At 71.0% G+C, this 22,720-nt stretch carries 28 protein-coding genes and 1 tRNA gene; 21 read left to right on the top strand and 8 right to left on the bottom strand.

Features of this window, described 5'->3' with window-relative positions; translation table 11 throughout:
• The 6 genes from ABZE72_RS03090 to ABZE72_RS03065 form a co-directional block, all read left to right on the top strand.
• Window positions 1-183 (top strand): hypothetical protein (locus tag ABZE72_RS03090; protein WP_372727556.1); only part of this gene is annotated, 183 nt, incomplete at its 5' end.
• A 41-nt stretch (window positions 184-224) separates the two neighbouring features.
• Window positions 225-587, top strand: coding sequence for a YbaB/EbfC family nucleoid-associated protein (locus ABZE72_RS03085; RefSeq protein ID WP_372727555.1), 363 nt, complete (start codon window positions 225-227; stop codon window positions 585-587).
• A 12-nt stretch (window positions 588-599) separates the two neighbouring features.
• Window positions 600-1,199, top strand: a complete 600-nt coding sequence (gene recR / locus ABZE72_RS03080) for a recombination mediator RecR (protein WP_372727554.1) — start codon at window positions 600-602, stop codon at window positions 1,197-1,199.
• Window positions 1,192-1,824 (top strand): DUF5063 domain-containing protein, encoded by a 633-nt coding sequence (locus tag ABZE72_RS03075; protein WP_372727553.1) that lies wholly within the window; start codon window positions 1,192-1,194, stop codon window positions 1,822-1,824. Before recR ends, ABZE72_RS03075 begins: the two co-directional genes overlap by 8 nt.
• Window positions 1,825-1,916: 92 nt before the next feature.
• Window positions 1,917-3,188, top strand: a complete 1,272-nt coding sequence (locus ABZE72_RS03070) for an aspartate kinase (RefSeq protein ID WP_372727552.1) — start codon at window positions 1,917-1,919, stop codon at window positions 3,186-3,188.
• Entirely contained in the window at window positions 3,185-4,216 is a 1,032-nt protein-coding gene (locus tag ABZE72_RS03065; protein ID WP_372727551.1) for an aspartate-semialdehyde dehydrogenase, read from the top strand. Before ABZE72_RS03070 ends, ABZE72_RS03065 begins: the two co-directional genes overlap by 4 nt.
• 41 nt (window positions 4,217-4,257) lie before the next feature.
• Here the strand turns inward: ABZE72_RS03065 and ABZE72_RS03060 are convergent, their stop codons facing one another.
• From ABZE72_RS03060 to ABZE72_RS03050, 3 genes are all read right to left on the bottom strand, one after another.
• Complete coding sequence (locus ABZE72_RS03060; protein WP_372727550.1) at window positions 4,258-5,103, bottom strand: hypothetical protein; 846 nt, start codon at window positions 5,101-5,103, stop codon at window positions 4,258-4,260.
• Window positions 5,104-5,188: 85 nt separating this feature from the next.
• Window positions 5,189-5,262: transfer RNA gene (locus ABZE72_RS03055), tRNA-Pro, on the bottom strand.
• A 122-nt stretch (window positions 5,263-5,384) separates the two neighbouring features.
• A complete protein-coding gene (locus ABZE72_RS03050; RefSeq protein ID WP_372727549.1) occupies window positions 5,385-6,320 on the bottom strand; it encodes a metallophosphoesterase in 936 nt (311 codons plus the stop codon).
• A 26-nt stretch (window positions 6,321-6,346) separates the two neighbouring features.
• On the opposite strand from ABZE72_RS03050, the gene ABZE72_RS03045 reads away from it, so the two are divergent.
• Together ABZE72_RS03045 and ABZE72_RS03040 are read left to right on the top strand one after the other, a co-directional pair.
• The gene (locus tag ABZE72_RS03045; protein WP_372727548.1) at window positions 6,347-6,805 is read left to right on the top strand and encodes a GatB/YqeY domain-containing protein; all 459 of its coding nucleotides are present in this window, start codon (window positions 6,347-6,349) and stop codon (window positions 6,803-6,805) included.
• On the top strand, window positions 6,765-7,232 hold the full coding sequence (locus ABZE72_RS03040) for a GNAT family N-acetyltransferase (protein ID WP_372727547.1): 468 nt from the start codon (window positions 6,765-6,767) through the stop codon (window positions 7,230-7,232). The genes ABZE72_RS03045 and ABZE72_RS03040 overlap by 41 nt, the downstream gene beginning before the upstream one ends.
• 12 nt (window positions 7,233-7,244) lie before the next feature.
• Here ABZE72_RS03040 and ABZE72_RS03035 read toward each other — a convergent pair whose 3' ends face one another.
• A complete protein-coding gene (locus ABZE72_RS03035) occupies window positions 7,245-9,629 on the bottom strand; it encodes a transglycosylase domain-containing protein (protein WP_372727546.1) in 2,385 nt (794 codons plus the stop codon).
• Window positions 9,630-9,830: 201 nt separating this feature from the next.
• On the opposite strand from ABZE72_RS03035, the gene ABZE72_RS03030 reads away from it, so the two are divergent.
• Window positions 9,831-10,124, top strand: a complete 294-nt coding sequence (locus ABZE72_RS03030; protein ID WP_372727545.1) for a WhiB family transcriptional regulator — start codon at window positions 9,831-9,833, stop codon at window positions 10,122-10,124.
• Here ABZE72_RS03030 and ABZE72_RS03025 read toward each other — a convergent pair.
• Both ABZE72_RS03025 and ABZE72_RS03020 read right to left on the bottom strand, forming a co-directional pair.
• Window positions 10,114-11,307: an ArsA family ATPase gene (locus tag ABZE72_RS03025; RefSeq protein ID WP_372727544.1), complete on the bottom strand. Its 1,194-nt coding sequence runs from the start codon at window positions 11,305-11,307 to the stop codon at window positions 10,114-10,116. The two genes, ABZE72_RS03030 and ABZE72_RS03025, sit on opposite strands and share 11 nt — an antisense overlap.
• Entirely contained in the window at window positions 11,304-12,329 is a 1,026-nt protein-coding gene (locus tag ABZE72_RS03020) for an ArsA-related P-loop ATPase (RefSeq protein WP_372727543.1), read from the bottom strand. Before ABZE72_RS03020 ends, ABZE72_RS03025 begins: the two co-directional genes overlap by 4 nt.
• Window positions 12,330-12,535: 206 nt before the next feature.
• On the opposite strand from ABZE72_RS03020, the gene ABZE72_RS03015 reads away from it, so the two are divergent.
• From ABZE72_RS03015 to ABZE72_RS02980, 8 genes are all read left to right on the top strand, one after another.
• A complete protein-coding gene (locus ABZE72_RS03015) occupies window positions 12,536-13,315 on the top strand; it encodes a CoA transferase subunit A (RefSeq protein ID WP_372727542.1) in 780 nt (259 codons plus the stop codon).
• A gap of 1 nt (window position 13,316) precedes the next feature.
• On the top strand, window positions 13,317-13,949 hold the full coding sequence (locus ABZE72_RS03010; protein WP_372727541.1) for a CoA transferase subunit B: 633 nt from the start codon (window positions 13,317-13,319) through the stop codon (window positions 13,947-13,949).
• A gap of 27 nt (window positions 13,950-13,976) precedes the next feature.
• Window positions 13,977-15,287 carry an Nramp family divalent metal transporter gene (locus ABZE72_RS03005; protein WP_372727540.1) on the top strand — a complete coding sequence of 437 codons (1,311 nt, stop codon included), beginning with the start codon at window positions 13,977-13,979 and terminating at the stop codon, window positions 15,285-15,287.
• Between the two features lie 29 nt (window positions 15,288-15,316).
• Entirely contained in the window at window positions 15,317-15,472 is a 156-nt protein-coding gene (locus ABZE72_RS03000) for a DUF4177 domain-containing protein (protein WP_372727539.1), read from the top strand.
• A complete protein-coding gene (locus ABZE72_RS02995; RefSeq protein WP_372727538.1) occupies window positions 15,469-15,927 on the top strand; it encodes a RidA family protein in 459 nt (152 codons plus the stop codon). Before ABZE72_RS03000 ends, ABZE72_RS02995 begins: the two co-directional genes overlap by 4 nt.
• Window positions 15,928-15,935: 8 nt before the next feature.
• A complete protein-coding gene (locus ABZE72_RS02990) occupies window positions 15,936-16,802 on the top strand; it encodes an NUDIX hydrolase (RefSeq protein WP_372727537.1) in 867 nt (288 codons plus the stop codon).
• Between the two features lie 47 nt (window positions 16,803-16,849).
• Window positions 16,850-17,617, top strand: a complete 768-nt coding sequence (locus ABZE72_RS02985; protein ID WP_372727536.1) for an MBL fold metallo-hydrolase — start codon at window positions 16,850-16,852, stop codon at window positions 17,615-17,617.
• A gap of 146 nt (window positions 17,618-17,763) precedes the next feature.
• The gene (locus ABZE72_RS02980) at window positions 17,764-17,997 is read left to right on the top strand and encodes a hypothetical protein (RefSeq protein WP_372727535.1); all 234 of its coding nucleotides are present in this window, start codon (window positions 17,764-17,766) and stop codon (window positions 17,995-17,997) included.
• Between the two features lie 63 nt (window positions 17,998-18,060).
• Here the strand turns inward: ABZE72_RS02980 and ABZE72_RS02975 are convergent, their stop codons facing one another.
• Window positions 18,061-18,738, bottom strand: coding sequence for a Crp/Fnr family transcriptional regulator (locus ABZE72_RS02975; RefSeq protein WP_372727534.1), 678 nt, complete (start codon window positions 18,736-18,738; stop codon window positions 18,061-18,063).
• A 131-nt stretch (window positions 18,739-18,869) separates the two neighbouring features.
• Here ABZE72_RS02975 and nth point away from each other — a divergent pair, with 131 nt between their 5' ends.
• From nth to ABZE72_RS02955, 4 genes are read left to right on the top strand one after another with little or no spacing between them, the layout of a single operon-like run.
• Window positions 18,870-19,574 carry an endonuclease III gene (gene nth, locus ABZE72_RS02970; protein WP_372727533.1) on the top strand — a complete coding sequence of 235 codons (705 nt, stop codon included), beginning with the start codon at window positions 18,870-18,872 and terminating at the stop codon, window positions 19,572-19,574.
• Complete coding sequence (locus ABZE72_RS02965; RefSeq protein WP_372727532.1) at window positions 19,571-20,197, top strand: TlpA family protein disulfide reductase; 627 nt, start codon at window positions 19,571-19,573, stop codon at window positions 20,195-20,197. Before nth ends, ABZE72_RS02965 begins: the two co-directional genes overlap by 4 nt.
• The gene (locus ABZE72_RS02960) at window positions 20,194-20,919 is read left to right on the top strand and encodes a CoA pyrophosphatase (RefSeq protein ID WP_372727531.1); all 726 of its coding nucleotides are present in this window, start codon (window positions 20,194-20,196) and stop codon (window positions 20,917-20,919) included. Before ABZE72_RS02965 ends, ABZE72_RS02960 begins: the two co-directional genes overlap by 4 nt.
• Window positions 20,916-22,091 carry a MarP family serine protease gene (locus ABZE72_RS02955; RefSeq protein WP_372727530.1) on the top strand — a complete coding sequence of 392 codons (1,176 nt, stop codon included), beginning with the start codon at window positions 20,916-20,918 and terminating at the stop codon, window positions 22,089-22,091. Before ABZE72_RS02960 ends, ABZE72_RS02955 begins: the two co-directional genes overlap by 4 nt.
• Window positions 22,092-22,156: 65 nt before the next feature.
• Here the strand turns inward: ABZE72_RS02955 and ABZE72_RS02950 are convergent, their stop codons facing one another.
• Entirely contained in the window at window positions 22,157-22,561 is a 405-nt protein-coding gene (locus ABZE72_RS02950) for a phage holin family protein (RefSeq protein WP_372727529.1), read from the bottom strand.
• Window positions 22,562-22,720 lie beyond the last annotated feature (159 nt).

Here is a 22,720-nt window from a genome sequence, read left to right as displayed (position 1 = left end):
GGCGCCATCCAGCAGACCCGCCAGGCCGGCGAGGTGGACCGCTCCGCCGAGGTCGGTCTCGCCGATGCCGATGCCGACGCCCACCCCGACGACCTCGACGCCGACACCCAGGGCCTCGACGGCGCCGCGCTGCTGGCACGTGAGCTCGGCGCGCAGGTCATCGACGAGATCCAGCACCCGTGATCCACCCCACCCTGCACGACTTCCGAGAGGTGACCAACACCATGACCCAGAACCCCTTCGACGCACTCGGTGGCGGTGGCGGCTTCGACATGAACGCCCTGCTCCAGCAGGCGCAGCAGATGCAGGAGCAGCTCCAGAACGCCCAGGCCCAGCTGGCCGACACCACCGTCGACGGCACGGTGGCCGGCGGTGCCGTCACCGCGACCGTGAACGGGGTGGGCGAGCTGGTCGGCATCGAGATCAAGGCCGGCGGCTTCGACGGCTCCGACGTCGACGACCTGGCCGACCTCGGCGACATGATCGTCGCGGCGTACCGCGACGCCAAGGCGAAGGCCGACGCGCTCGCCGGCGAGGTCATGGGCCCGCTGGCCGGCGGCGGTGGCCTGCCCGGTCTCGGCGGTTAGGTCCGGCCTGCGTTGTACGAAGGAATCGTCCAGGACCTGATCGACGAGCTGGGCCGACTGCCCGGCGTCGGTCCCAAGAGCGCGCAGCGGATCGCCTTCCACCTGCTCCAGGCCGAGCCTGCCGACGTACGTCGCCTCGCGGACGTGCTGATCGAGGTCAAGGCCAAGGTGAAGTTCTGCAGCGTCTGCTTCAACGTCTCCGAGGACGAGCAGTGCCGGATCTGCCGGGACCCGCGGCGCGACCCCGCGGTCCTCTGCGTCGTCGAGGAGTACAAGGACGTCGTGGCGATCGAGCGCACCCGCGAGTTCCGGGGGCGCTACCACGTCCTGGGAGGGGCGATCTCGCCGATCGACGGGCTCGGTCCCGAGCAGCTCCGGATCCGCGAGCTGATGGTCCGTCTCGCCGACGGAGCGATCACGGAGGTGATCCTGGCGACCGATCCGAACCTCGAGGGAGAGGCCACCGCCACCTATCTGACCCGCATGCTCAAGCCGCTCGGCTTGCGCGTGACGCGTTTGGCGAGTGGACTGCCGGTAGGTGGTGACCTCGAGTACGCCGATGAAGTCACTCTTGGCCGCGCATTCGCAGGGAGGCGATCCGCAGATGACTGAGCACGTGGAACAGACGCAGGCAGGGGACGTTCTCGGGCGTGACGACCTGGCGGGGGAGCTCGAGGAGTTCGCCCAGCAGATCGCCGACCAGGTGGCCAGCTTCCTGCTGGCCCTCCAAGCGATCTCGCGCGAGCCGGAGAACGGGCGCGCGATCTCGCTCCTCCTGCTCGAGGTCTCGCAGGTGCTGCTCGCCGGCGCCCGCCTCGGGGTGCAGGCGGACTTCGAGCCCGGCCAGGAGTACCAGCCCGACGTCGGCCCCGACCCCGACCTCGACGCGATGCGGCTGCGCCTGGCGCGGATGCTCGACGACGTCGACACCTACACCTTCAACTTCGACCCGTACTCGCCCGAGCTGGTCACCTCCCAGCTCTCCGACGACCTGACCGCGGTCGCGACCGACCTGGCCAACGGCCTGCGGCACTACAAGTCCGGCAACGTCCTCGAGGCCCTGTGGTGGTGGCAGTTCTCCTACGTCGCCTCGTGGGGGAGCATCGCCTCGGCGACCCTGCGGGCGCTGCAGTCGGTGATCACCCACGACCGGCTCGACCTCGAGATCGAGCTCGACGCCGACCAGGTGGCGGCGGCCAATGAGATACTCGGCGGCGCCGGGACGGCGCCCCGGTAGACTTCGCCCGGTCGCAGCGCAGCGCCGCGCTAGCCCACGGTCCATGCCGGGGCGGGCGACCCAGGACGCCAACCGACCCAGAGGACATCCCAGTGGGCATTGTCGTGCAGAAGTACGGCGGCTCGTCCGTCGCCGATGCCACCGGCATCAAGCGAGTGGCGCAGAAGATCGTCGCCACCCGCAAGGCCGGCCATGACGTCGTCGTGGTCGTCTCCGCCATGGGCGACACCACCGACGACCTGCGTGACCTCGCCCAGCAGGTCACCCCCCTGCCCCCGCCGCGCGAGCTCGACATGCTGCTGACGGCGGGCGAGCGGATCTCGATGGCGCTGGTCGCGATGGCGATCGCCCAGCTCGGCCACAAGGCCCAGTCGTTCACCGGCTCCCAGGCGGGCGTGATCACCGACTCCTCGCACGGTCGCGCCAAGATCATCGACATCACCCCAAGCCGGATCGAGGCCGCGATCGCCGACGGCGCGATCGCGATCGTCGCCGGCTTCCAGGGGGTCTCCCAGGACACCAAGGACGTCACCACGCTCGGCCGGGGCGCCTCCGACACCACCGCGGTGGCCCTGGCGGCCGCCCTGGGCGCCGATGTGTGCGAGATCTACAGCGACGTCGACGGCGTCTTCACCGCCGACCCGCGGATCGTGCCCTCGGCTCGCAAGCTCGACCGGATCTCCACCGAGGAGATGCTGGAGATGGCCGCGTCGGGCGCCAAGATCCTGCACCTGCGCTGTGTCGAGTACGCCCGCCGCTACACCATGCCCATCCACGTGCGCTCCTCCTTTTCCCAGAAGGAAGGCACCTGGATCCTCCCCGCTTCCCCGGAAGGAACCGAGATGGAACAAGCCATCATCGCGGGCGTTGCCCACGACCGCAGCGAGGCCAAGATCACCGTGGTCGGCGTGCCCGACAAGGTCGGCGAGGCGGCCCGGATCTTCGAGGCGCTGGCCGCCAGCGAGGTCAACATCGACATGGTCGTGCAGAACGTCTCCGCCGCCGTCAGCGGACGCACGGACATCTCGTTCACCCTGCCCCGCGAGGACGGTCAGGCGGCGATGAGCGCCCTGGCCAAGATCCAGGACGAGGTCGGCTTCGACAAGCTGCTCTACGACGACCAGATCGGTAAGGTCTCGCTGATCGGTGCGGGCATGCGCTCCCACCCGGGGATCACCGCCAAGTTCTTCGCTGCCCTGGCCACCGCCGGCGTCAACATCGCGATGATCTCCACCTCCGAGATCCGGATCTCCGTGATCGTCGACGAGGACCAGGTCAACGCCGCCGTCCAGGCCACCCACACCGCCTTCGACCTCGACGCCGCTGAGGTCGAGGCGGTCGTCTACGGCGGGACCGGCCGATGAGCATCCGGCTCGGCGTGGTCGGCGCCACCGGACAGGTGGGCGTCGCGATGCGCCAGATCCTCGAGGAGCGGGGCTTCCCCGCCGACGAGGTGCGCTTCTTCGCCTCGGCCCGGTCGGCCGGCAGCGTGCTGCCGTACGCCGGTCGCCAGATCACCGTCGAGGACGCCGCCACCGCGGACCCCAGCGGCCTCGACATCGCGCTCTTCTCCGCCGGCGCCACCACCTCGCGCGCGCTCGCCCCGGCCTTCGCCGCCGCGGGCGCCACGGTGGTCGACAACTCGTCGGCCTTCCGGATGGACCCCGACGTCCCGTTGGTCGTCTCCGAGGTCAACCCGGAGGCCATCGCCGGCGCCACCAAGGGCATCATCGCCAACCCGAACTGCACCACGATGGCGGCCATGCCCGTGCTCAAGCCGCTGCACGACGAGGCCGGGCTGGTGCGGCTGATCGCCTCGACGTACCAGGCCGTCTCGGGCAGCGGGGTCGCCGGCGTGGACGAACTGGCCGGGCAGGTCGCCGCGGTGGGTGACAAGGCCCGTGAGCTGGCCTACGACGGGGAGGCGGTCGCCTTCCCCGAGCCGAACACCTACGCCCGCACGATCGCCTACAACGTGCTCCCGATGGCCGGCTCGATCGTCGACGACGGCCTGAACGAGACCGACGAGGAGCAGAAGCTCCGCAACGAGTCCCGCAAGATCCTGGGCATCCCCGACCTGCGGGTCTCCGGCATCTGTGTCCGGGTCCCGGTCTTCACGGGCCACTCGCTGGCGATCAACGCCGAGTTCGCCGAGGCGATGACCGTGGAGCGGGCCCGTGAGCTGCTCTCCGGCGCTCCCGGTGTGGAGCTGGCCGACATCCCGACCCCGCTGCTCGCGGCCGGCCGCGACCCGTCGTACGTCGGACGGATCCGGCAGGACCCGGGCGTCGACGGGGACCGCGGGTTGGCGCTCTTCGTCTCCAACGACAACCTGCGCAAGGGCGCGGCCCTGAACACGGTGCAGATCGCGGAGTTGCTCGCTCGCCGCTGACCGCAGGTGCGAGCCCCGTCAGGGCCGCGTCGCGGACTCGCTCAGGCGTCTTCCTCGGTGAACGTGGTGGTCACCCAGTGCGCGAGCGCGAAGGTGGCCATCGAGAACAGCGGGATGATGATGATCATCCACCAGCTCAGCAGCACGTCGACCAGGAGCAGCAGGGCGAGCACGGCCAGCAGGCCGACCGCGAGGAAGCTCGTGCTGGGCGCGTCGGGGATGCCGAACAGCCGGAGCAGCTGGGAGCCCAGCATGGTCATCGCGGCCAGGATGGCGAGCAGCAGCAGGTAGCCCGGGTTGCCGCACGAGCTCGTCCCCTGGATGACCTCGCAGAGGCTCAGTGAGCCCCAGGTCAGGCCGACGGTGGCGGCACCGATCAGCAGGCCGGTCAGGATCGCTCCGGTCATCCCGCTGACCGCGCGCAGGGCGGCCACTCCGGCGGTGCTGGCCGACGCGTCCTCGGCCTCGTTCTCGGCCTCGTCCTCGTCGTGGTGGGCCGCTTCGGTGGCCGACTCCTCGGCGCCGGCGTCGGGCACCTCGTCGGCGAAGACCGGGGCGGGCGCGGGCGGCTGCGGGCGGGTGGCCGGGGTGTCCCATCGCGGTCGCGGTGCCGCGGCCACGGGCTGAGTCGGCTCGGCCTCCTCCGGCTCCGGGGCAGGCGTCTCGGCGACGGACGCCTCAGGCTCGGCGGTCACCGGCGTCGGGGCGGCTGTCTCCGTCGCATCGCCGGCAGCCTCCGCGGGCGCGTCGACGCCCTCCTCCGGAGAGTCGCCGCTCTGCTCCGTGGCCTCGTCCGTGCCCTTCTGGCGGCGCTTGCGTCCGAACCCCAGCGAAGGCAGCTCGAGTGACGGGCTGTCGCGCTCAGATTCTTCTTCTCCCACACCCATGGGGAGGAGTTTGCCACGCCGTCAGGGTGGCTCCGTACCGAACACGCAAGGCCCGGACCCCTGAGGGGTCCGGGCCTTGCAGATGTCGGGCTGACAGGATTTGAACCTGCGGCCTCGTCGTCCCGAACGACGCGCGCTACCAAGCTGCGCCACAGCCCGATGTCGGCTCCGACACGGGGTCGGCGCACGAGCACGGCGAGCATACCCGAGCAGTGACGGCCCCTTGAAATCGGCCACCGTCCGCAACCAGAAGTGGCAGGTCAGCGCGCTTGGGTGAAAGGTCAGCGCGCTTCGGTGAGGGTCAGCAGCGTGGCCTCGGGTCGGCAGGCCACCCGGATCCGGGCGTACGGGCTGGTGCCCAGCCCGGCCGAGACGTGCAGCCACGCGGAGCCCGGGTCGCCGGGCCGGGAGTCGGCCGGATGCCGGTGCAGGCCCTTGGCGCGTGCCGGCTCGAGGTCGCAGTTCGTGGTGAGGGCTCCGAAGCCGGGCAGGCAGACCTGGCCACCGTGGGTGTGGCCCGCGATCACGGCGTCGTACCCGTCGGCGGCGAACTGGTCCAGCACCCGCAGGTACGGCGCGTGCGCCACCCCGAGGCGCACGTCCGCGTCCGCGTCGGCAGGGCCGGCCACGGCCGCGAGGTCGTCGTAGGCCAGGTGCGGGTCGTCGACGCCGGCGAACGCGAACGAGGTCTCCTGGACCCCGAGGGTGTCGGTGCGGTTGGTCAGGTCCCGCCAGCCGGCGGCGACGAAGGAGTCCCGCAGCTCGGGCCACGGCAGCTGGGGGGTGTCGGTGTGACGGGTGCCGTTGTCGGGCAGCAGGTAGCGCACGGGGTTGCGCAGGCTGGGAGCGAAGTAGTCGTTGGACCCGAAGACGAAGACGCCGGGCACGTCGAGCAGTGGCCCGAGGGCGTCGAGCATCACCGGGACCGAGCGCAGGTGCGCCAGGTTGTCGCCGGTGTTGATCACCAGGTCCGGCTCCAACGACGCGAGGCCGCGCAGCCACTGCTGCTTGCGGTGCTGGCCCGGGGTCATGTGCACGTCGGAGAGGTGGAGCACCCGCAGCGGTCGTTGTCCGCTCGGCAGGATCGGCAGCTCCACCCGACGCAGCGTGTAGGCCCGGGCCTCGCAGAGGGCGTACGCCGTCAGGGCGGCGCCGGCGACGGCTCCCGCCCCCACGAGCCGTCCCACGGCGCGCAGCAGATGGGGGCTCGGGGTCATGCCGCAAGGCTGCCACAATGGCCCTCATGAGTGCTCTGAAGGATCGACTCCGTGCGGACCTGACCGCCAGCATCAAGGCCCGCGACGAGATTCGCTCCTCGACCCTGCGGATGGTGCTGACCGCCATCACCAACGCCGAGGTGGCCGGCAAGGAGCAGCGCGAGCTGAGCGACGACGACGTCATCGGCGTGCTCTCCAGTGAGGCGAAGAAGCGCCGCGAGGCGGCCACCGCGTTCGAGGAGGGCGGTCGCGCCGAGATGGCAGCCAAGGAGCGGGCCGAGGCCGAGGTGCTCGCCGACTACCTCCCCGAGGCGCTCTCCGACGAGGACGTCGCCGCGATCGTGGCGGCTGCCATCGAGCAGACCGGCGCCTCCGGCGAGGGCATGCGGGCGATGGGCAAGGTGATGGGCGTCGTCCAGCCCCAGGTCAAGGGCCGGGCCGACGGTGGCGCCGTCGCGGCCGAGGTGCGGCGTCAGCTCGGCTGACCCGCTTCACCGACTGGGGTCCGAACACGCCGGCGGGCCCGGCACCTGGACGTGGGCCGTGATGCTGGCCGACGAGACCGGAATCGGCTCGACTGCCGTCACCGTCTGCAGCCCCGAGCACCGGCGGGCCCGCTTCGGCTACCTGATCGACCCCGCGCACTGGGGTCGCGGCTACGCCACCGAGGTGGCGGGACTGGTGCTGGGGTTCGCTCGGACCACCCTGGGCATGCACCGGGTGGAGGCCACCTGTCATCCGGAGAACGTCGGCTCGCAGCGGGTGCTGGAGAAGGTCGGGCTGCGCCAGGAGGGTCGGATGCGCGACCACCTGCTGGTCCGCGGCGCCTGGCGCGACAGCCTGCTCTACGCGGCGATCACCACCGAAGGCCCCGACGCGGCCCCCCGGTCGGACCCGACGGCTCCCGGCTGACCGGGCGACGGGTCAGCGGTTCTTCTTCTTGTCCTTCTTCTTGTCGTCGTTCTTGTCGTTGTTGTCGTTCTTGTTGTCCTTGGGCTTCGGCGGGACGTACGGCGTGCCGTCGGACGGGTAGATCGTGATCGTCCGACCGCTCGGCGCCTGCGACCCGGCGCGCGGGTCGGTGTAGGCCACAGTGCCGCGCGGGTAGCTGGAGTCGCGCTCGCTGCCGATGGTCACCTTGAAGCCGGCGTCCGCGAGCTTGGACTGGGCGTCCTCGATGCTCATCCCGCCCGTGGACGGGACGCTGGTCAGCACGCCACGGACGTCGACGGCCGACGGTGCGACGAAGTCCTCGTTGGGAAGCCGGTCGTCGATCACCTTCATCGCGTCGCCCCACATCGGACCCGCGAAGCCGGAGCCGGAGGCGGTGGAGCGGTACCGGCCACCGATGACCTGCCCGGCCAGACGGGTGGGTCGGCCCAGGTCGTCGGCGCCCGCGATCATCGCGGCGGCGGCCAGCTTGGGCGTGTAGCCGATGAACCAGACGGCCTTGCCCTCCTGGGTGGTTCCGGTCTTGCCGGCCGAGGGGGAGTCGAGGGTCAGTCCGTTGCTGGCCCCGAAGCCGCCCGGCTCCTGGACGCCGCGCAGGACGTCGTTGACGGCGTCCGCGGTGGCCTGGGGCAGGACCTGGGTGCAGTCGGAGGGGTACTCCTTGAGTCGGCTGCCGGTCGGGTCGTCGATCGCGGTGATCGGTCGGGCGGCGCAGTGCAGGCCGCGGCCCGCGAAGGTCGCGTAGGCCTCGGCCATCTCCAGCGGGCTGACGCTGGCGACGCCCAGGGTGAAGGTGGGCACCCGCTCCGCGCCGTTGCCGTACTTGTCGCCCTTGGGGTTGGTGAGCTGGACCCCCATCTCCTTGGCCAGGCGGAACGGCGCGCAGACGCCCGTTTCACGCTCGAGCTGGGCGTAGAAGGTGTTCACCGACTCGCGGGTGCCGGTGTAGAGGTCCTTCGTGCCGCTGGTGGTGGAGTTGCCGACCTTGAACTCGCCGGCAAAGGGCGGCTGGCCGGGGCAGTTGGCGAAGTCCTTCTGCTGCAGCGTCATCGTCGGCGGCGAGTTGAACGTCTGGGTGAGCGGGATGTCCTGCTCGATCGCCGCGGCCAGCACGAACGCCTTGAACGTCGATCCTGCCTGGAAGCCGTTGGAGTCGCCGTACTCCTTGGGCACCACGTAGTTCAGGAACGTCTGACCGGACTTCTTGTCGCGGCCCATCGGGCGGGACTGGGCCAGCGCCTTGACGTCACCGGTGCCCGGCTCGACCATCGCGAGGGCACCGATGGCGCGGTCGGTCGGGTAGACGTGCTTGCGCACCGAATCGTCGGCGGCCTTCTGGTCGCGCAGGTCGATGGTGGTGTGGATGGTCAGGCCGCCGGAGTAGAGCAGCTGACGGCGCTCGGTCGGGTCCTTGCCCAGGGCCGGGTCGGTCAGCAGGGTGGCGATCACGTAGTCGCAGAAGAACGGTGCGGCCGAGAAGACGCAGCCGTTGTTCGAGGGCACCACCTGCAGGCCGAGGCCGCGCTCGCGGACCTTGGCGGCCTTCTCCTCCGAGATGACGTTGAGCTCGGCCATCCGGCCGAGGACGATGTTGCGTCGCTCCAGGGCGCGGTCCGGCGAGTTGGTGGGGTCGTAGCCGGTGGGGTTGCGGACCAGGCCGGCCAGCATCGCCGACTCGCGCAGGTTGAGGTCCTTGGCGTTCTTGTCGAAGTAGTGCCGTGCGGCCGACTGGACGCCGTAGGCGCCGTCGCCGAAGTAGGCGATGTTCAGGTAGCGCTCGAGGATCCAGTCCTTGGAGTAGTTCTGCTCGAAGGCGATCGCGTACCGGAGCTCACGCACCTTGCGGGCGTACGTCTCGGCGGTGGCGGCCTGCTTCTCCTCGTCGGTCTCCGCCTGGCTGAGCAGCGTCAGCTTGACCATCTGCTGGGTGATCGAGGATCCGCCCTGCACAGCGTCCCCGCTGGCCTGGTTGGTGATCAGGGCACGCAGCGTGCCCTTCAGGTCCAGCGCGCCGTGCTCGTAGAAGCGGTAGTCCTCGATGGCGACCATCGCCTTGACCATGGTCCGCGAGATCTGGCGCAGCGGGACGTTGATCCGGTTCTCGTCGTACAGCGAGGCGATGACGTTGCCGTCGGCGTCGACGATCCGGGTCTTCTGGTCCAGCGGCTGGGCGTCGAGCTCGGCAGGCAGGTTGTCCATGTTGCGAGCGACGTTGCGGGCCCCGATCCCGAGCGCGCCGGCGAACGGGATCGCGAGGCCGGCCACCAGGAGACCCATGACCACCGACACGGCGAGCATGACGCCCAGGTGAGAGGCCACGCGGACCAGGGGCAGGCGCTCGTCACGGGGGACAGACATGCCGCCCAGCGTAACGGGGCGCGGAACCCTAACCTAGTTGCCGCCATCCCGGACTAGTTACTTCGGACTACGCCGATTGGACCGAAGAGGTCTGTACCAGGAGTGGTTAATTTCTTTACGTTCTTAGGGCAACGTTGTTGCATCCGATGCCGACGTCATGGGGACGTCGTCACTGTCGGACGATGTGTGGGGGCATCTCTTATGTGGGTTGAAGATTGGACACCGGCGGCTGCGTGCCGCCAGGCGCAGCCGGACCAGTTGTTCGTGCGAGGCGCCGAGCAGAACAAGGCCAAGCAGCTGTGCGGGGGTTGTCCCGTGCGCACCGAGTGCCTCGCCGAGGCCCTCGACAACCAGATCGAGTGGGGCGTCTGGGGAGGCATGACCGAGCGCGAGCGCCGGGCCCTGCTCCGCCGTCGTCCGAACGCCTCGTGGCGCTCGGTCCTGGAGACGGCCCGCAACGCCAACGCCGACGGTCAGGTCACCGTCAACTCCTGATCGCGGGCCCCTGCCCTGACAGTAGGGCGCCGATTGTGCGCAGACCGTCGAGGTCGTGCACGTCGCCTGCCAGTGCCGGGACCACCGCTGTCGCCACCTCCGGGTGGGCGGCCGCGAACCGGTCCCGCAGGCGGGACTCGCGCTCCACCATCCGGGCCCGGTCGGCGTGCAGTCGCAGCAGGCCGGCCGTCACCGACTCCGGGTCCGACGTACGCAGGCGCGCGGCCGCGGCCATCGCCTCGTCGGCGCCCAGGCCTCCCTGGGGGCTCGGGCTGGCGCGGTTGACGATCAGGCCGCCCAGCGGCATCCGGTCCTCGCTGAGCCGCTCGACGAAGTACTGCGCCTCGCGCAGGGCGTCCGGCTCGGGTGCGGCGACGACGAGGAACGACGTGCCGTCCGCCTGCAGCAGCGCGAAAGTCTTCTGCGCCCGCTGACGGAACCCGCCGAAGAGCGTGTCGAAGGCGGCGACGAAGGTCTGCATGTCGCGAAGCACCTGCGCGCCCAGGATCTTGGTCAGCGCGTTCGTGATCAGGCCGAGGCCGGCCGTCATCAGCCTGGCCGGCCCGCGGGCGGGGGCCAGCAGCAGCCGGATGAACTTGCCGTCGAGGAAGCTCGAGAGCCGTTCGGGAGCGTCCAGGAAGTCCAGGGCGGAGCGGGACGGTGGCGTGTCCACCACGATCAGGTCGTAGGTGCCGTCACGTCGGGCGTCCCGGTGGATCTGGCCGAGCTTCTCCATCGCCATGTACTCCTGCGTGCCCGCGAACGAGCTGGAGAGGGCGACGTAGAAGGGGTTCGCCAGGATCTGGCGGGCCTTCTCCTCGCTGGCCTGACTCTGCACCACCTCGTCGAAGGTGCGCTTCATGTCGAGCATCATCGCGTCGAGGCTGCCGCCGTGGGCGGGGTCGACCCCGAGCACCGGTCGAGGCGTGTTGTCGAGCGACTCGATGCCCATCGACTGGGCCAGCCGACGGGCCGGGTCGATGGTGAGCACGACGACCCTGCGGCCTCGCTCGGCCGCGCGCAGCGCCAGCGCCGCCGCGGTGGTGGTCTTGCCGACGCCGCCGGAGCCGCAGCACACGATGATGCCGGTCGTTGGGTCGTCGATCAGCGCGTCGGTGTCGAGGTCGGGGGCGGGGCTCTCGGTGACGGCCAGCGGGCCGACCCGGCTGCGGGACCTGGTCATGAGCACAGTCCTTGATCTCTCAGGGCGGCCGCGAGTTCGTAGAGGCCGCCGAGGTCGACACCTCCGGCGAGGCGGGGCAGCTCGTACGTCGGCACGCCCAGCCCGCCCACGATGGTGCGCTGACTCTCCTCGAGCGCCCGCCGTTCGGCGTGGTCGGCAGCCTCGGCGAGCAGGCCGTCGACCAGGGGGTCGTCGGTCTCGAGGCCGGCGGTCTTCAGCTCGGAGGTGATCGCCTGCCGGTCCAGGGTGCCGGCCCTGGCGGCGGCCAGGTCGCCCTCGTCGAGGTCGCGCGGCCGCACCAGGTTGACCACCACCCCGCCGACGGGCAGTCGGGCGGCTCGCAGCTCGTCGATCCCGTCGGCGGTCTCCTGCACCGGCATCTCCTCGAGCACGGTGACCAGGTGCACGGCCGTCCGCGGGGACCGGAACAGCGTCATCACGCTGTCGGCCTGGCTCTTGATCGGCCCCACCTTGGCGAGCCCGGCGAGCTCGTTGTTCACGTTCAGGAACTGGCTGATTCGCCCGGTCGGCGGGGCGTCCAGCACCACCGCGTCGTACTGGATCGCGGCCTTGTTGCGGCTGTTGCGCTGGGCGGCCTCGAACACCTTGCCGGTGAGCAGGACGTCGCGGACGCCGGGCGCGATCGTGGTCGCGAACTCGATCACGCCGAAGCGGTCGAGGGCTCGTCCCGCGCGCCCGAGCTTGTAGTACATCGCGAGGTACTCCAGCAGAGCCGCCTCGGCGTCGATGTGCAGCGCGTGCACCGTGCCGGGCGAGCCGTCGGGGCCACGCAGCCCCGTGGCGATCCGCCGCTCCTCGTAGGGCAGCGGGTCGACGTCGAACAGCCGGGCGATGCCCTGACGGCCCTCGACCTCGCAGAGCAGCACGTTCTTGCCGTGCGAGGCGAGGGCGAGGGCGAGGGCGGCGGCAACCGTCGTCTTGCCGGTGCCGCCCTTGCCGCTGACCACGTGCAGCTGCACGCCGGGCCAGTCGGGGGCGCGGGTCGTCTTCTCCTGGGACACGCCTCGCAGCGTAGGCGCTCGCCCCCAACACGTGCCCGGCATGGGGGTGGCAGCCATGCCGGCGGCCACTTCTGTGGCGGGTCCGCCCATGCGTGCCCGGGGGTGGACGTGACTAGGATCGCTGGCGGCGCCGCGGGTCGGTTCGGTCCGACCCTCGCGTCACCCGGACGTCATCGAGGCCCGTTCGGGCCGAGGGAGGAACTGTCGTGGACAAGGTCGTCTCCAGCGCGGCCGAGGCCGTCGCCGACATCGCGAGCGGATCCACGCTCGCGGTCGGTGGCTTCGGTCTCTGTGGGATCCCGTCCGTGCTCATCGACGCGCTGCTCGCCAGCGGTGCCGACGAGCTCGAGGCCGTGTCGAACAACTGCGGGGTCGACGACTGGGGGCTCGGTCGCCTGCTGATGGCCAAGCGGCTGCGGCGGATGATCTCGTCGTACGTCGGGGAGAACAAGGAGTTCGCCCGGCAGTACCTCTCCGGCGAGCTCGAGGTCGAGCTCACCCCCCAGGGCACCCTCGCCGAACGGATGCGCGCCGGCGGCTCCGGGATCGCCGCCTTCTTCACCGCCACCGGGGGCGGCACTCAGGTCGCCGAGGGCGGCCTGCCCTGGAAGTACGACGCCGAGGGCAACGTGATCGTCTCCTCCCCGCCCAAGGAGACCCGCACCTTCGAGACCGTCGACGGTCCCAAGGAGTTCGTGCTGGAGGAGGCGATCGTCGCCGACTACGGCCTGGTCCGCGCCTGGAAGGGCGACCGGCACGGCAATCTCGTCTACCGCGACTCCGCCCGGAACTTCAACCCGCTCGCCGCGATGTGCGGTCGGCTGACCATCGCCGAGGTCGAGGAGCTGGTGGAGCCCGGCGAGATCGACCCCAACGACGTGCACACCCCGGGGGTCTTCGTGCAGCGCGTGGTCGCGCTGACCCCGGAGCAGGCGGCGGACAAGCGCATCGAGAAGCGGACCGTGCGTCCGCGGCAGGAGGCCTGACATGGCATGGACGCGTGAGGAGATGGCGGCCCGGGCCGCCTCCGAGCTGAAGGACGGCTCCTACGTCAACCTCGGGATCGGCCTGCCCACCCTGGTGCCGAACTACGTCGACGACGACGTCGAGTTGGTGCTCCAGTCCGAGAACGGCATCCTCGGCGTCGGCGCCTACCCCCTCGAGGGTGAGGAGGACGCCGACCTGATCAACGCCGGCAAGGAGACCGTGACCCTGCGCCGAGGCGCCTCCTTCTTCGACTCCGCCACCTCCTTCGGGATGATCCGCGGCGGCAAGATCGACGCCGCGATCCTCGGCGCGATGCAGGTCAGCGCGACCGGTGACATCGCCAACTGGATGATCCCCGGGAAGATGGTCAAGGGGATGGGCGGCGCGATGGACCTGGTCCACGGCGCCAAGCGGGTGATCGTGCTGATGGAGCACGTCGCCAAGGACGGCAGCTACAAGATCGTCGAGGAGTGCTCGCTGCCCTACACCGGTCGTGGCGTGGTCCAGCGGATCATCACCGACCTCTGCGTCATCGACGTCCTGCCGGACGGCGGCGGCCTGACGCTGGTCGAGCTCGCTCCCGGGGTCACCGAGGACGAAGTCCGGGAGAAGACCGAGCCCGCGCTGGGCTGAGCCGACCCCGCATTGCATGATGACGCGGTGACTTCTCGGGACATGACGACAGACCTGCCCGCGCCCTCTGACACGCAGCCCAGGTGGCGGCTCGTCGGGCCCGGCCTCGTGGTGGCCGCCACCGGGGTCGGCGCCGCCGACCTGGTCGCGACCCTGGTGGCCGGGGCCAAGTTCGGCTACACCCTGCTCTGGGTGGCCGTCCTGGGGGCGGTGATCAAGGTGGTGCTGGTCGAGGGCGCCGGCCGGTACTCGCTGGCCTCCGGGCGCACGATCTTCGAGGGCTGGCGCAGCCTGGGCCGCTGGACGACCTGGTACTTCGCGCCGTACATCGTCGTCTGGGGCCTGGTCTACGGCGCCACCGCGATGTCCTCCTCCGCGCTCCCGCTGGTCGCGCTCTTCCCCGACCTCTCCCTGCGTTGGACGGCGATCGCCTCGGGGCTGGTCGGACTGGCGCTGGTCTGGTTCGGCTCGTATGCCACCTTCGAGAAGGTCGTCACCGGCTTCGTGGGTGCGATGTTCGTGGCGGTCGTCGGCGCGGCCGCCCTCACCCTGCCCAACCTCGGCGAGGTCGCGCTGGGTCTGCGGCCGATCTTCCCGGACGACTCGATCTTCAACGTGCTGGCCATCGCCGGGGGTGTCGGCGGGACGATCACGCTGGCGGCGTACGGGTACTGGCTGCGGGAGAAGGGCTGGTCGACGCCGCGCTTCATGCGGGTGATGCGCCTCGACAACGGCGTCGCCTACGCCGTCACCGGCGTCTTCGTGGTGTCGATGCTGATCGTCGGGGCCGAGCTGCTCTACTCCGCCAACATCGCCCTGGCCACTGGGGACCAGGCGCTGGTGCAGCTCTCCGGCGTGCTGCGCGACCGGTACGGCGACGTCTTCGGCCATGTTTTCCTGATCGGCTTCTGGGCGGCGTCCTTCTCGTCGCTGATCGGGGTGTGGAGCGGGGTCAGCCTGATGTTCGCCGACTTCTGGGGCAACCTGCGCAACCTGCCGTCCGGGCATCCCGACACCCGGACCGGCGGCCGCTACTTCCGCGGCTACATGCTCTGGCTGACCTTCCCGCCGATGCTCCTGCTGCTCCTCGACAAGCCGATCGGACTGATCCTCGCCTACGGGACCCTCGGGGCGATCTTCATGCCGTTCCTGGCGATCACGCTGCTGGTGCTGCTGAACCGGCGCGGCGACGGGGACATGCCGGGCGCGGCGGTCCCGCGGCAGTGGCGCAACGGGTGGCTGTCCAACGGGCTGCTCGCGCTGTGTGCGCTGCTGTTCGCGGCGCTGGCGGTCAACGAGCTGCGTGGGGTGCTCTCGCCGTACCTGCCGTTCCTCTGAGGCCGAGGGCCGCTAGTAGGGTGCGAGCCATGACCAAGTGGGAATACCTGACTGCCCCGATCCTGACGCACGCCGCGAAGCAGATCCTCGACAACTTCGGCTCCGAGGGCTGGGAGCTCGTCCAGATCGCGCCCGGCATGAACCCGGAGAACCTCGTCGGCTACTTCAAGCGGCCGCTCGCATGAACACCCCCGAGGAGCGCCTGGCCGAGCTCGGCCTCGCGGTCCCCGAGGTCGCCAAGCCGGTGGCGGTCTACGTGCCGGCCGTCCGCTCCGGCAACCACGTCTTCACCTCGGGCCAGCTCCCGATGCGTTCGGGCGAGCTGATGGCGACCGGCAAGGTCGGCGCCGAGGTCAGCCAGGAGGAGGCCGTCGCGTGTGCGCAGCAGTGCGCGCTCAACGCGATCGCCGCGGTGAAGGCCGAGATCGGCGACCTCGCGCTGGTGAAGCGGGTCGTCAAGGTGGTCTGCTTCGTCGCCTCCACGCCTGACTTCACCGGCCAGCCGCAGGTCGCGAACGGCGTCTCCGAGCTGCTCGGCAAGGTCTTCGGCGAGGCCGGCGTGCACGCCCGGTCCGCGGTCGGCGTCCCTGTCCTGCCGCTCGACGCGCCGGTCGAGGTCGAGCTGATGGTCGAGGTCTGAGGGGCCCGATGAGGATCCCCCTCCCGCCGGTGCCGCTGCCCGAGCGCGTGGTCGAGGCCGCCCGCGAGTACGCCGAGGGCACCCGGACCGCCGCCGAGCCGCGCAACGCGGCGACCGTGATCCTGCTGCGCGACTCCGAGCGGGGCCCGGCGGTCTACCTGATGCGCCGCCAGGTCTCGATGGAGTTCGCCGGCGGCATGTGCGTCTACCCCGGAGGTGGTGTCGACCCGCGCGACTTCGACGCCGACGTCGCCTGGGCCGGTCCGTCGCCCGCCGAGTGGGCGGTGCGGTTGGGCGCCGACGAGGAGACCGCGCGGGCGCTGGTCTGTGCCGCGGTCCGGGAGACCTTCGAGGAGTCGGGCGTGCTGCTGGCCGGCGGCTCCGCGTCGACCGTGGTGGCCGACACGACCAGCGACGACTGGGAGGCCGACCGGCACGCGCTGGAGTCCCGGGAGCTGGCGATGACCGAGTTCCTGACTCGGCGGGGGCTGGTGCTGCGCACCGACCTGTTGGGAGTCTGGGGCGGTTGGCTGACCCCGGTCTTCGAGCCGAAGCGCTTCCGGACCTGGTTCTTCGTCGCGCGACTCCCCGTGGGGCAGATCACCCGCGACGTCTCGACCGAGTCGTCCTCGGTGACCTGGCTGCCGGCGATCGACGCCGCCGACGCTGCCGACGCCGGCGAGATGCTGATGATGCCGCCGACGTACCTCACCTGCCTGGAGGTCGGGCAGTACGCCGACGCCGGCGAGGCCTTCGCCGCGGCCGAGGGGCGCACCGTGGAGATGTTCATGCCGTCCGTCGAGCCGCTGGGTGACGGCTGGACGCTCTCGATGCCCGACCACCACCGGCCGTTGGTGGCGGAGCGACGGTCGTGACCGGCTCGGGGTGGGCCGGCGGGACCTTCGGGTCCCGTGGTCGATGCGTGCTCGCCCCGAACGCGAACTTCATGACGCTCGACGGCACGAACACGTGGGTGCTGCGCGAGCCGGACGCCCGCCGCTCGATCGTCGTCGACCCCGGGCCGTCGATCCTGTCCCACCTCGATGCGATCGCCGACGTGGCCGGGGAGGTGGGCGCCGTGCTGCTGACCCACCACCATGCCGACCACTCGGAGGCGGCCAAGGCGTTCGCCGAGCGGATGGGTTGCGGCGTGCGCGCTCTCGACCCGGCGCACCGACTCGGCTCGGAGGGGCTGGCCGACGGTGACGTGGTCGACGTCGACGGTCTCGAGGTGCGGGTCGTGGCGACGCCGGGGCACACCTCCGACTCGCTGTCGTTCCTGGTGGCGGCCGAGCGGGCGGTGCTGACCGGGGACACCGTGCTCGGTCGGGGCACCACCGTGGTGGCGCACCCCGACGGTGAGCTGGGTGCCTACCTCGACTCGCTGGACCGGCTGCACGCGCTGGCCGAGGCGGAGGAGGTGGCCGCGATCTGGCCCGGCCACGGGCCGGTCATCGAGAACGCGCTCGGTGCGCTGAACTTCTACCTTGCCCATCGGCGCGAGCGGTTGGCGCAGGTCGAGGCGGCGGTGGCGGCGCTCAAGGCTGCGCCACACCCCGAGGGGCTGGCGGTCGAGGAGCTGCCGCGGCGCGTCGTGGAGATGGTCTACTCCGACGTCGACCCGGTGCTGTGGGGTGCGGCCGAGCTGTCGGTACGTGCCCAGCTGGCGTACCTCGCCGCCCGGGGCTGAGGTCGGTTTCGGCTGTAACGCGGGGTTATGGTCGCTGAACAAGCTGCCGGGGGTGCACTCAGCGTCAACACCCCCGCGGCAGAGGCGCCCGTTCCTGACCGTGTCGGGAGCCTGCGCCGGGGTCGACCGTTGACAGGATGGCCGCCATGGTCACCCGCTCGAAGCACCTGACAGCCCTGCTGCTCGGGACGGGCGTGGCAGTCGTCGGGCTCGGCCTGCTCGAGGTGCTCCGTCGTACGGCGGGCGATGAGGTCGCTGGGTACGCCGCCGTGGTCCTCTGGCTGGGCCTGCTGGGCGTGGTCGGCCACCAGGTGTGGCGACGGGTGGAACGGACGGCGGCGGCGCGGAAGTCCGATGTGGTGCGGGGTTCTGGACGCTGAGTGCACCCCCGGCGGGCTCTGCAGCGTCAATAACCCCGCGTTACAGCGGAAATCAGGGAGCGGTCAGCGGGCGCGGCGCGCCATCCGCTCGACGTCCATGATCACGACTGAGCGGGGCTCGAGCCGCAGCCACCCGCGCGAGGCGAAGTCGGCCAGCGCCTTGTTCACGGTCTCGCGGGAGGCGCCGACCAGCTGGGCCAGCTCCTCCTGGGTCAGGTCGTGGTGCACGTGCACCCCGTCGTCCGCGGTGCGGCCGAAGCGGTCCGCGAGGTCGAGCAGCGCCTTGGCGACCCGACCGGGCACGTCGGAGAAGACCAGGTCGGCCACGACGTCGTTGGCCTTGCGCAGCCGAGCGGCGAGCTGCGAAAGCAGGCCCCGGGCCACCATCGGGCGACCGTCCAGCCAGCGCAGCAGGTCCTCGTGCGAGAGCGAGGCGAAGGAGGCGTCGGTGACGGCCGTGACGGTCGCCGAGCGCGGACCGGGGTCGAAGAGCGAGAGCTCGCCGAACATCTGACCGGGGCCGAGGATCGCGAGCAGGTTCTCGCGGCCGTCCGCGGACGTGCGGCCGAGCTTCACCTTGCCGTCGAGCACGACGTACAGCTTGTCGCCGGAGTCCCCCTCGTGGAACAGCACGTCCCCGCGTCGCAGTCGGCTGTCGGTCATCGAGGACCGCAGCGCAGACGCCGCTTCGTCGTCGAGAGCGCTGAACAGGGGAGCCTGACGCAATACGTCGTTGTCCACGAGTCCTCCTTGGTGGCGGCGCCGCGTACGCGGTGTGGCCCGATCCTAACCAGTGGGATAGGTCACAGTCACAACTGGCCGCGGGAAGTCGCATTGTGACGGGTGTCGGCGGTGCGCCGTACGCTGGGGGAGTGCCCGATCCCGAAACCAGGACCGGCCTCGTCCGCCGCGCCCGCCGGATCAATCGGGTGCTCGCCGAGACCTACCCCGATGCGCGCTGCGAGCTCGACTTCGACAATCCGTTCGAGTTGCTCGTGGTGACGGTGCTGTCCGCCCAGACCACCGACCGTCGGGTCAACGCCGTCCGGCCCTCCCTCTTCGCCGCCTACCCCGACGCCGCCGCGATGGCCGGAGCTCCCCGCGAGCATCTCGAGCAGCTGATCGGTCCGCTGGGGTTCTTCCGCGCCAAGACCGACTCCCTGCTCCGCCTCAGCCAGGCCCTCGTCGAGAAGTACGACGGCCAGGTGCCCGGCCGGCTCGAGGACCTGGTCAGCTTGCCGGGCGTCGGCCGCAAGACCGCCTTCGTGGTGCTCGGCAACGCCTTCGACGTCCCGGGGATCACCGTCGACACCCACTTCGGACGGCTGGTCCGCCGCTGGGGCTGGACCGAGGAGACCGACCCGGTCAAGGTCGAGCACGCCGTGGCCGAGCTCTTCCCCCGCAAGGACTGGACGATGCTCTCCCACCACGTCATCTGGCACGGCCGGCGCCGCTGTTTCGCCAAGCGCCCCGCCTGCGGCGCTTGCCCGGTGGCGCGCTGGTGCCCCTCGTACGGCGCCGGTGAGACCGACCCCGAGATCGCCGCCGGTCTGGTCCGGACCCAGGGACCCGCATGAGTCGGCGCCGTCCTGCCCGGATCCTCGGGGCGCTGCTCGCTGCCGTCGTCCTGCTCGGCGGCTGCGCCGACGCCGACGGTGGCGTCAGCGCGCCCGGTGCCGCCCGGGTGGACGTCGACACCCCGGCACTGCGCGCCGCGAAGGCGGAGGCCGGCGTCGAGCCCTGCACGCCCGGCACCGGCGCCCCGGTCGAGGACGGTCTGCCTGCGGTGACGCTCCCGTGCTTCGGGGGTGGCCCGGACGTCGACCTCGCCACCGTGCGCGGACCGCTGGTGGTCAGCCTCTGGGCGTCGTGGTGCCAGCCGTGCCGCAAGGAGATGCCGGTGCTGCAGGAGTTCTACGCCGAGCACGGCGACCGGGTCGGTCTCCTGGGGATCGACTACCAGGACGTCCAGACCCAGGCAGCCATGGCGCTCGTCTCGGAGACGGGTGCGACGTACCCGCTGCTCGCGGACCCGCAGGGCGACCTGGACCGTGCGGAGCCGTTCCCGTCCCTGCGGGGGCTCCCCTTCCTCGCCCTGGTGGACGCCGACGGACGCGTGGTGCACCAGGAGTTCACGATCATCGAGTCCCAGCAGGAGCTCGTCGACCTCGTCGAGCAGCACCTGGGGGTGGTCCTGTGAACGCCGCCGACCCGCAGCACGCCCACGACCTGCCCGAGTGGCTGCGCCCGATGGTGGACGGCGCCCGCTCGATCACCGTGCACGACCTGACTCGCTTCATGCCGCCGGAGGGCTCCGACGCCCGGCGGGGCGCGGTGCTGATGCTCTTCGGCGAGGGCGCCGACGGTGGCGAGCTGCTGCTCACCGAGCGCGCCCACCACATGCGCTCGCACCCTGGGCAGATCTCCTTCCCCGGCGGCTCCATCGACCCGGGCGAGACGCCGCACCAGGCCGCGCTGCGCGAGGCCTGGGAGGAGACCGGGGTCGACCCCGAGGGCGTCCACGTCTTCGCCGAGCTGCCCGAGCTCTGGCTCCCGCCCAGCAACTTCGCGGTCACCCCGGTGCTGGGCTGGTGGCGGGTCCAGACCGAGGTCGGCGTGGTCGACCCCGACGAGGTGCACCAGGTCTTCCGGGTGCCGATCGCCGAGCTGGTCGACCCGACCCACCGGATCCAGGTCCGTCACCCCACCGGGTGGGTGGGTCCGGGCTTCCTGATCGGGGACGACAAGGAGTCGATCCTCTGGGGGTTCACCGCCGGGATCATCTCCCGGCTCTTCGACTTCGTCGGCTGGACCGACCCCGTGCCGGACGCGCCGATGCGTGACCTCCCGGCCCACATGCTGCAGGGTGAGCCCACCCGATCCGACATCCGTCCCAACACCAGATTCGAGGAGCGTCGATGAACCTGCTCGACTGGCTGCTGGTCGTACTCGTGCTCGCCTATGCCCTCTCCGGCTACTGGCAGGGCTTCGTGACAGGCGCGTTCGCCACCTCCGGGCTGCTGATGGGCGGCCTCTTCGGCGTCTGGCTGGCCCCGGTCGCCCTCGGTGACGCGACCCCGTCGTTGATGGTGTCCCTGGGGGCGCTCTTCATCGTGATCCTGGCCGCCTCGATCGGCCAGGCCCTGATGCAGTTCCTGGGGGCTCGGATCCGTGACCGGATCACCTGGCGGCCGGTCCGGGCCATCGACGCCGTCGGTGGTGCCGCGCTGAGCGCCGCCGCGGTCCTGCTGGTGGCCTGGGCCCTCGGGGTGGCCGTCTCCGGCACCCGGATCGGTCAGGTCACGCCGATGGTGCGCAGCTCCGCCGTACTGGCCCAGGTCGACAAGGTGTTGCCCAGCTCCGCGGGGGGCGTGCTCTCGACCTTCAACAACGTCGTCGGCACCAGCTTCTTCCCGCGCTACCTCGAGCCGTTCTCGCCCGAGCGCATCGTCACCGTCGGCCCCGGGCCGCGACGCCTGCTCAAGGACCCGGACGTCATGAACGCCCAGGCCAGCGTGCTCAAGATCCGCGGCACCAACGCCTGCGGTCGGGGCATCGAGGGCTCGGGCTTCGTCTACGCCGACGACCGGATGATGACCAACGCCCACGTCGTGGCCGGCGTGCGCACCCCCGAGGTGGTGCTCGGGGACTCCACCGTCTCGGCCGAGGTCGTCTACTACAACCCCGACCTCGACGTCGCGGTGCTGGAGTTCGAGAGCGGCAGCCTGCCCACGCTCGCCTTCGACCAGGGCGCCGACTCCGGGGACGGCGTCGCGATCCTGGGCTACCCCCAGGACGGGCCGTACGACGTCCAGCCGGGCCGGATCCGCTCCGAGCAGCGGCTGCGCTCGCCCGACATCTACGGCAACGGCACGGTGATCCGCGAGGTCTTCTCGCTGCGTGCCCTGGTCCGACCGGGCAACTCGGGCGGTCCGATCGTCTCCTCGGCCGGTGACGTCGTCGGCGTCGTCTTCGCGGCCTCGGTCTCCGACAACGAGACCGGGTACGCGCTCACCGCCGAGCAGGTCTCGCGCAGCGCCGCGCTCGGGATGAGCAACGGCGACCCGGTCTCCACCGGCAACTGCGCGGGCTAACGGCTCGATCAGTCCTGGGTCGTGACGTCCGGGCCGGTCAGGTCGGGCTGGTCAGGTCGGGCTGGTCAGGAGTGGCCCTTGAGGGCGGTCGGGATCTGCTTGCCCTGACGGATCGCGCCCTCGGGCGGCCCGACCTGCTTGACCTTCTTGACGCCGACGGCGGCGAGCAGGCCCGCCAGCAGGAGGTAGAAGCCGGTCACGATCAGGAACGCCCACTTCAGCGCCAACCCGTCGCCGTCCCAGTGGATCAGGTAGGCGATGGCGACCGAGAGCATGATCACCGCGAGCACCACCAGGAAGCCGGCCGCAACGAACAGCCCGATCCCGATCCCCCCGGCCTTGACGCTCACCTTCAGCTCGGACTTGGCGAGCTGGATCTCCTTCGAGATCAGGGTCGAGATGTCTCGGCTGGCGTCGGTGACCAGACGGCCGATGGTCGGATCGTTGTCCTGGACCGGTTGGGTTGCCATGCGTGTTCCCTTTGTCTGGTGGGGCGGCGATCTGGGTTGCGACCCTACAACGAGAGTCGGCCGGCGCTCGTTGGGTAGGATCGCCCCCGGTGAGCCGGGAAGTCTGGTCGGCACGTTGTCGGCGACCCCCGCTCGCCCGCGACGACTTGCCCGCGCCTG

The organism is Nocardioides sp., from assembly GCF_041600255.1.
GTDB lineage: Bacteria > Actinomycetota > Actinomycetes > Propionibacteriales > Nocardioidaceae > Nocardioides.
The sequence above is the reverse complement of the archived record's forward strand: the minus strand, read 5'-3'. Positions and strand labels throughout refer to the sequence as shown.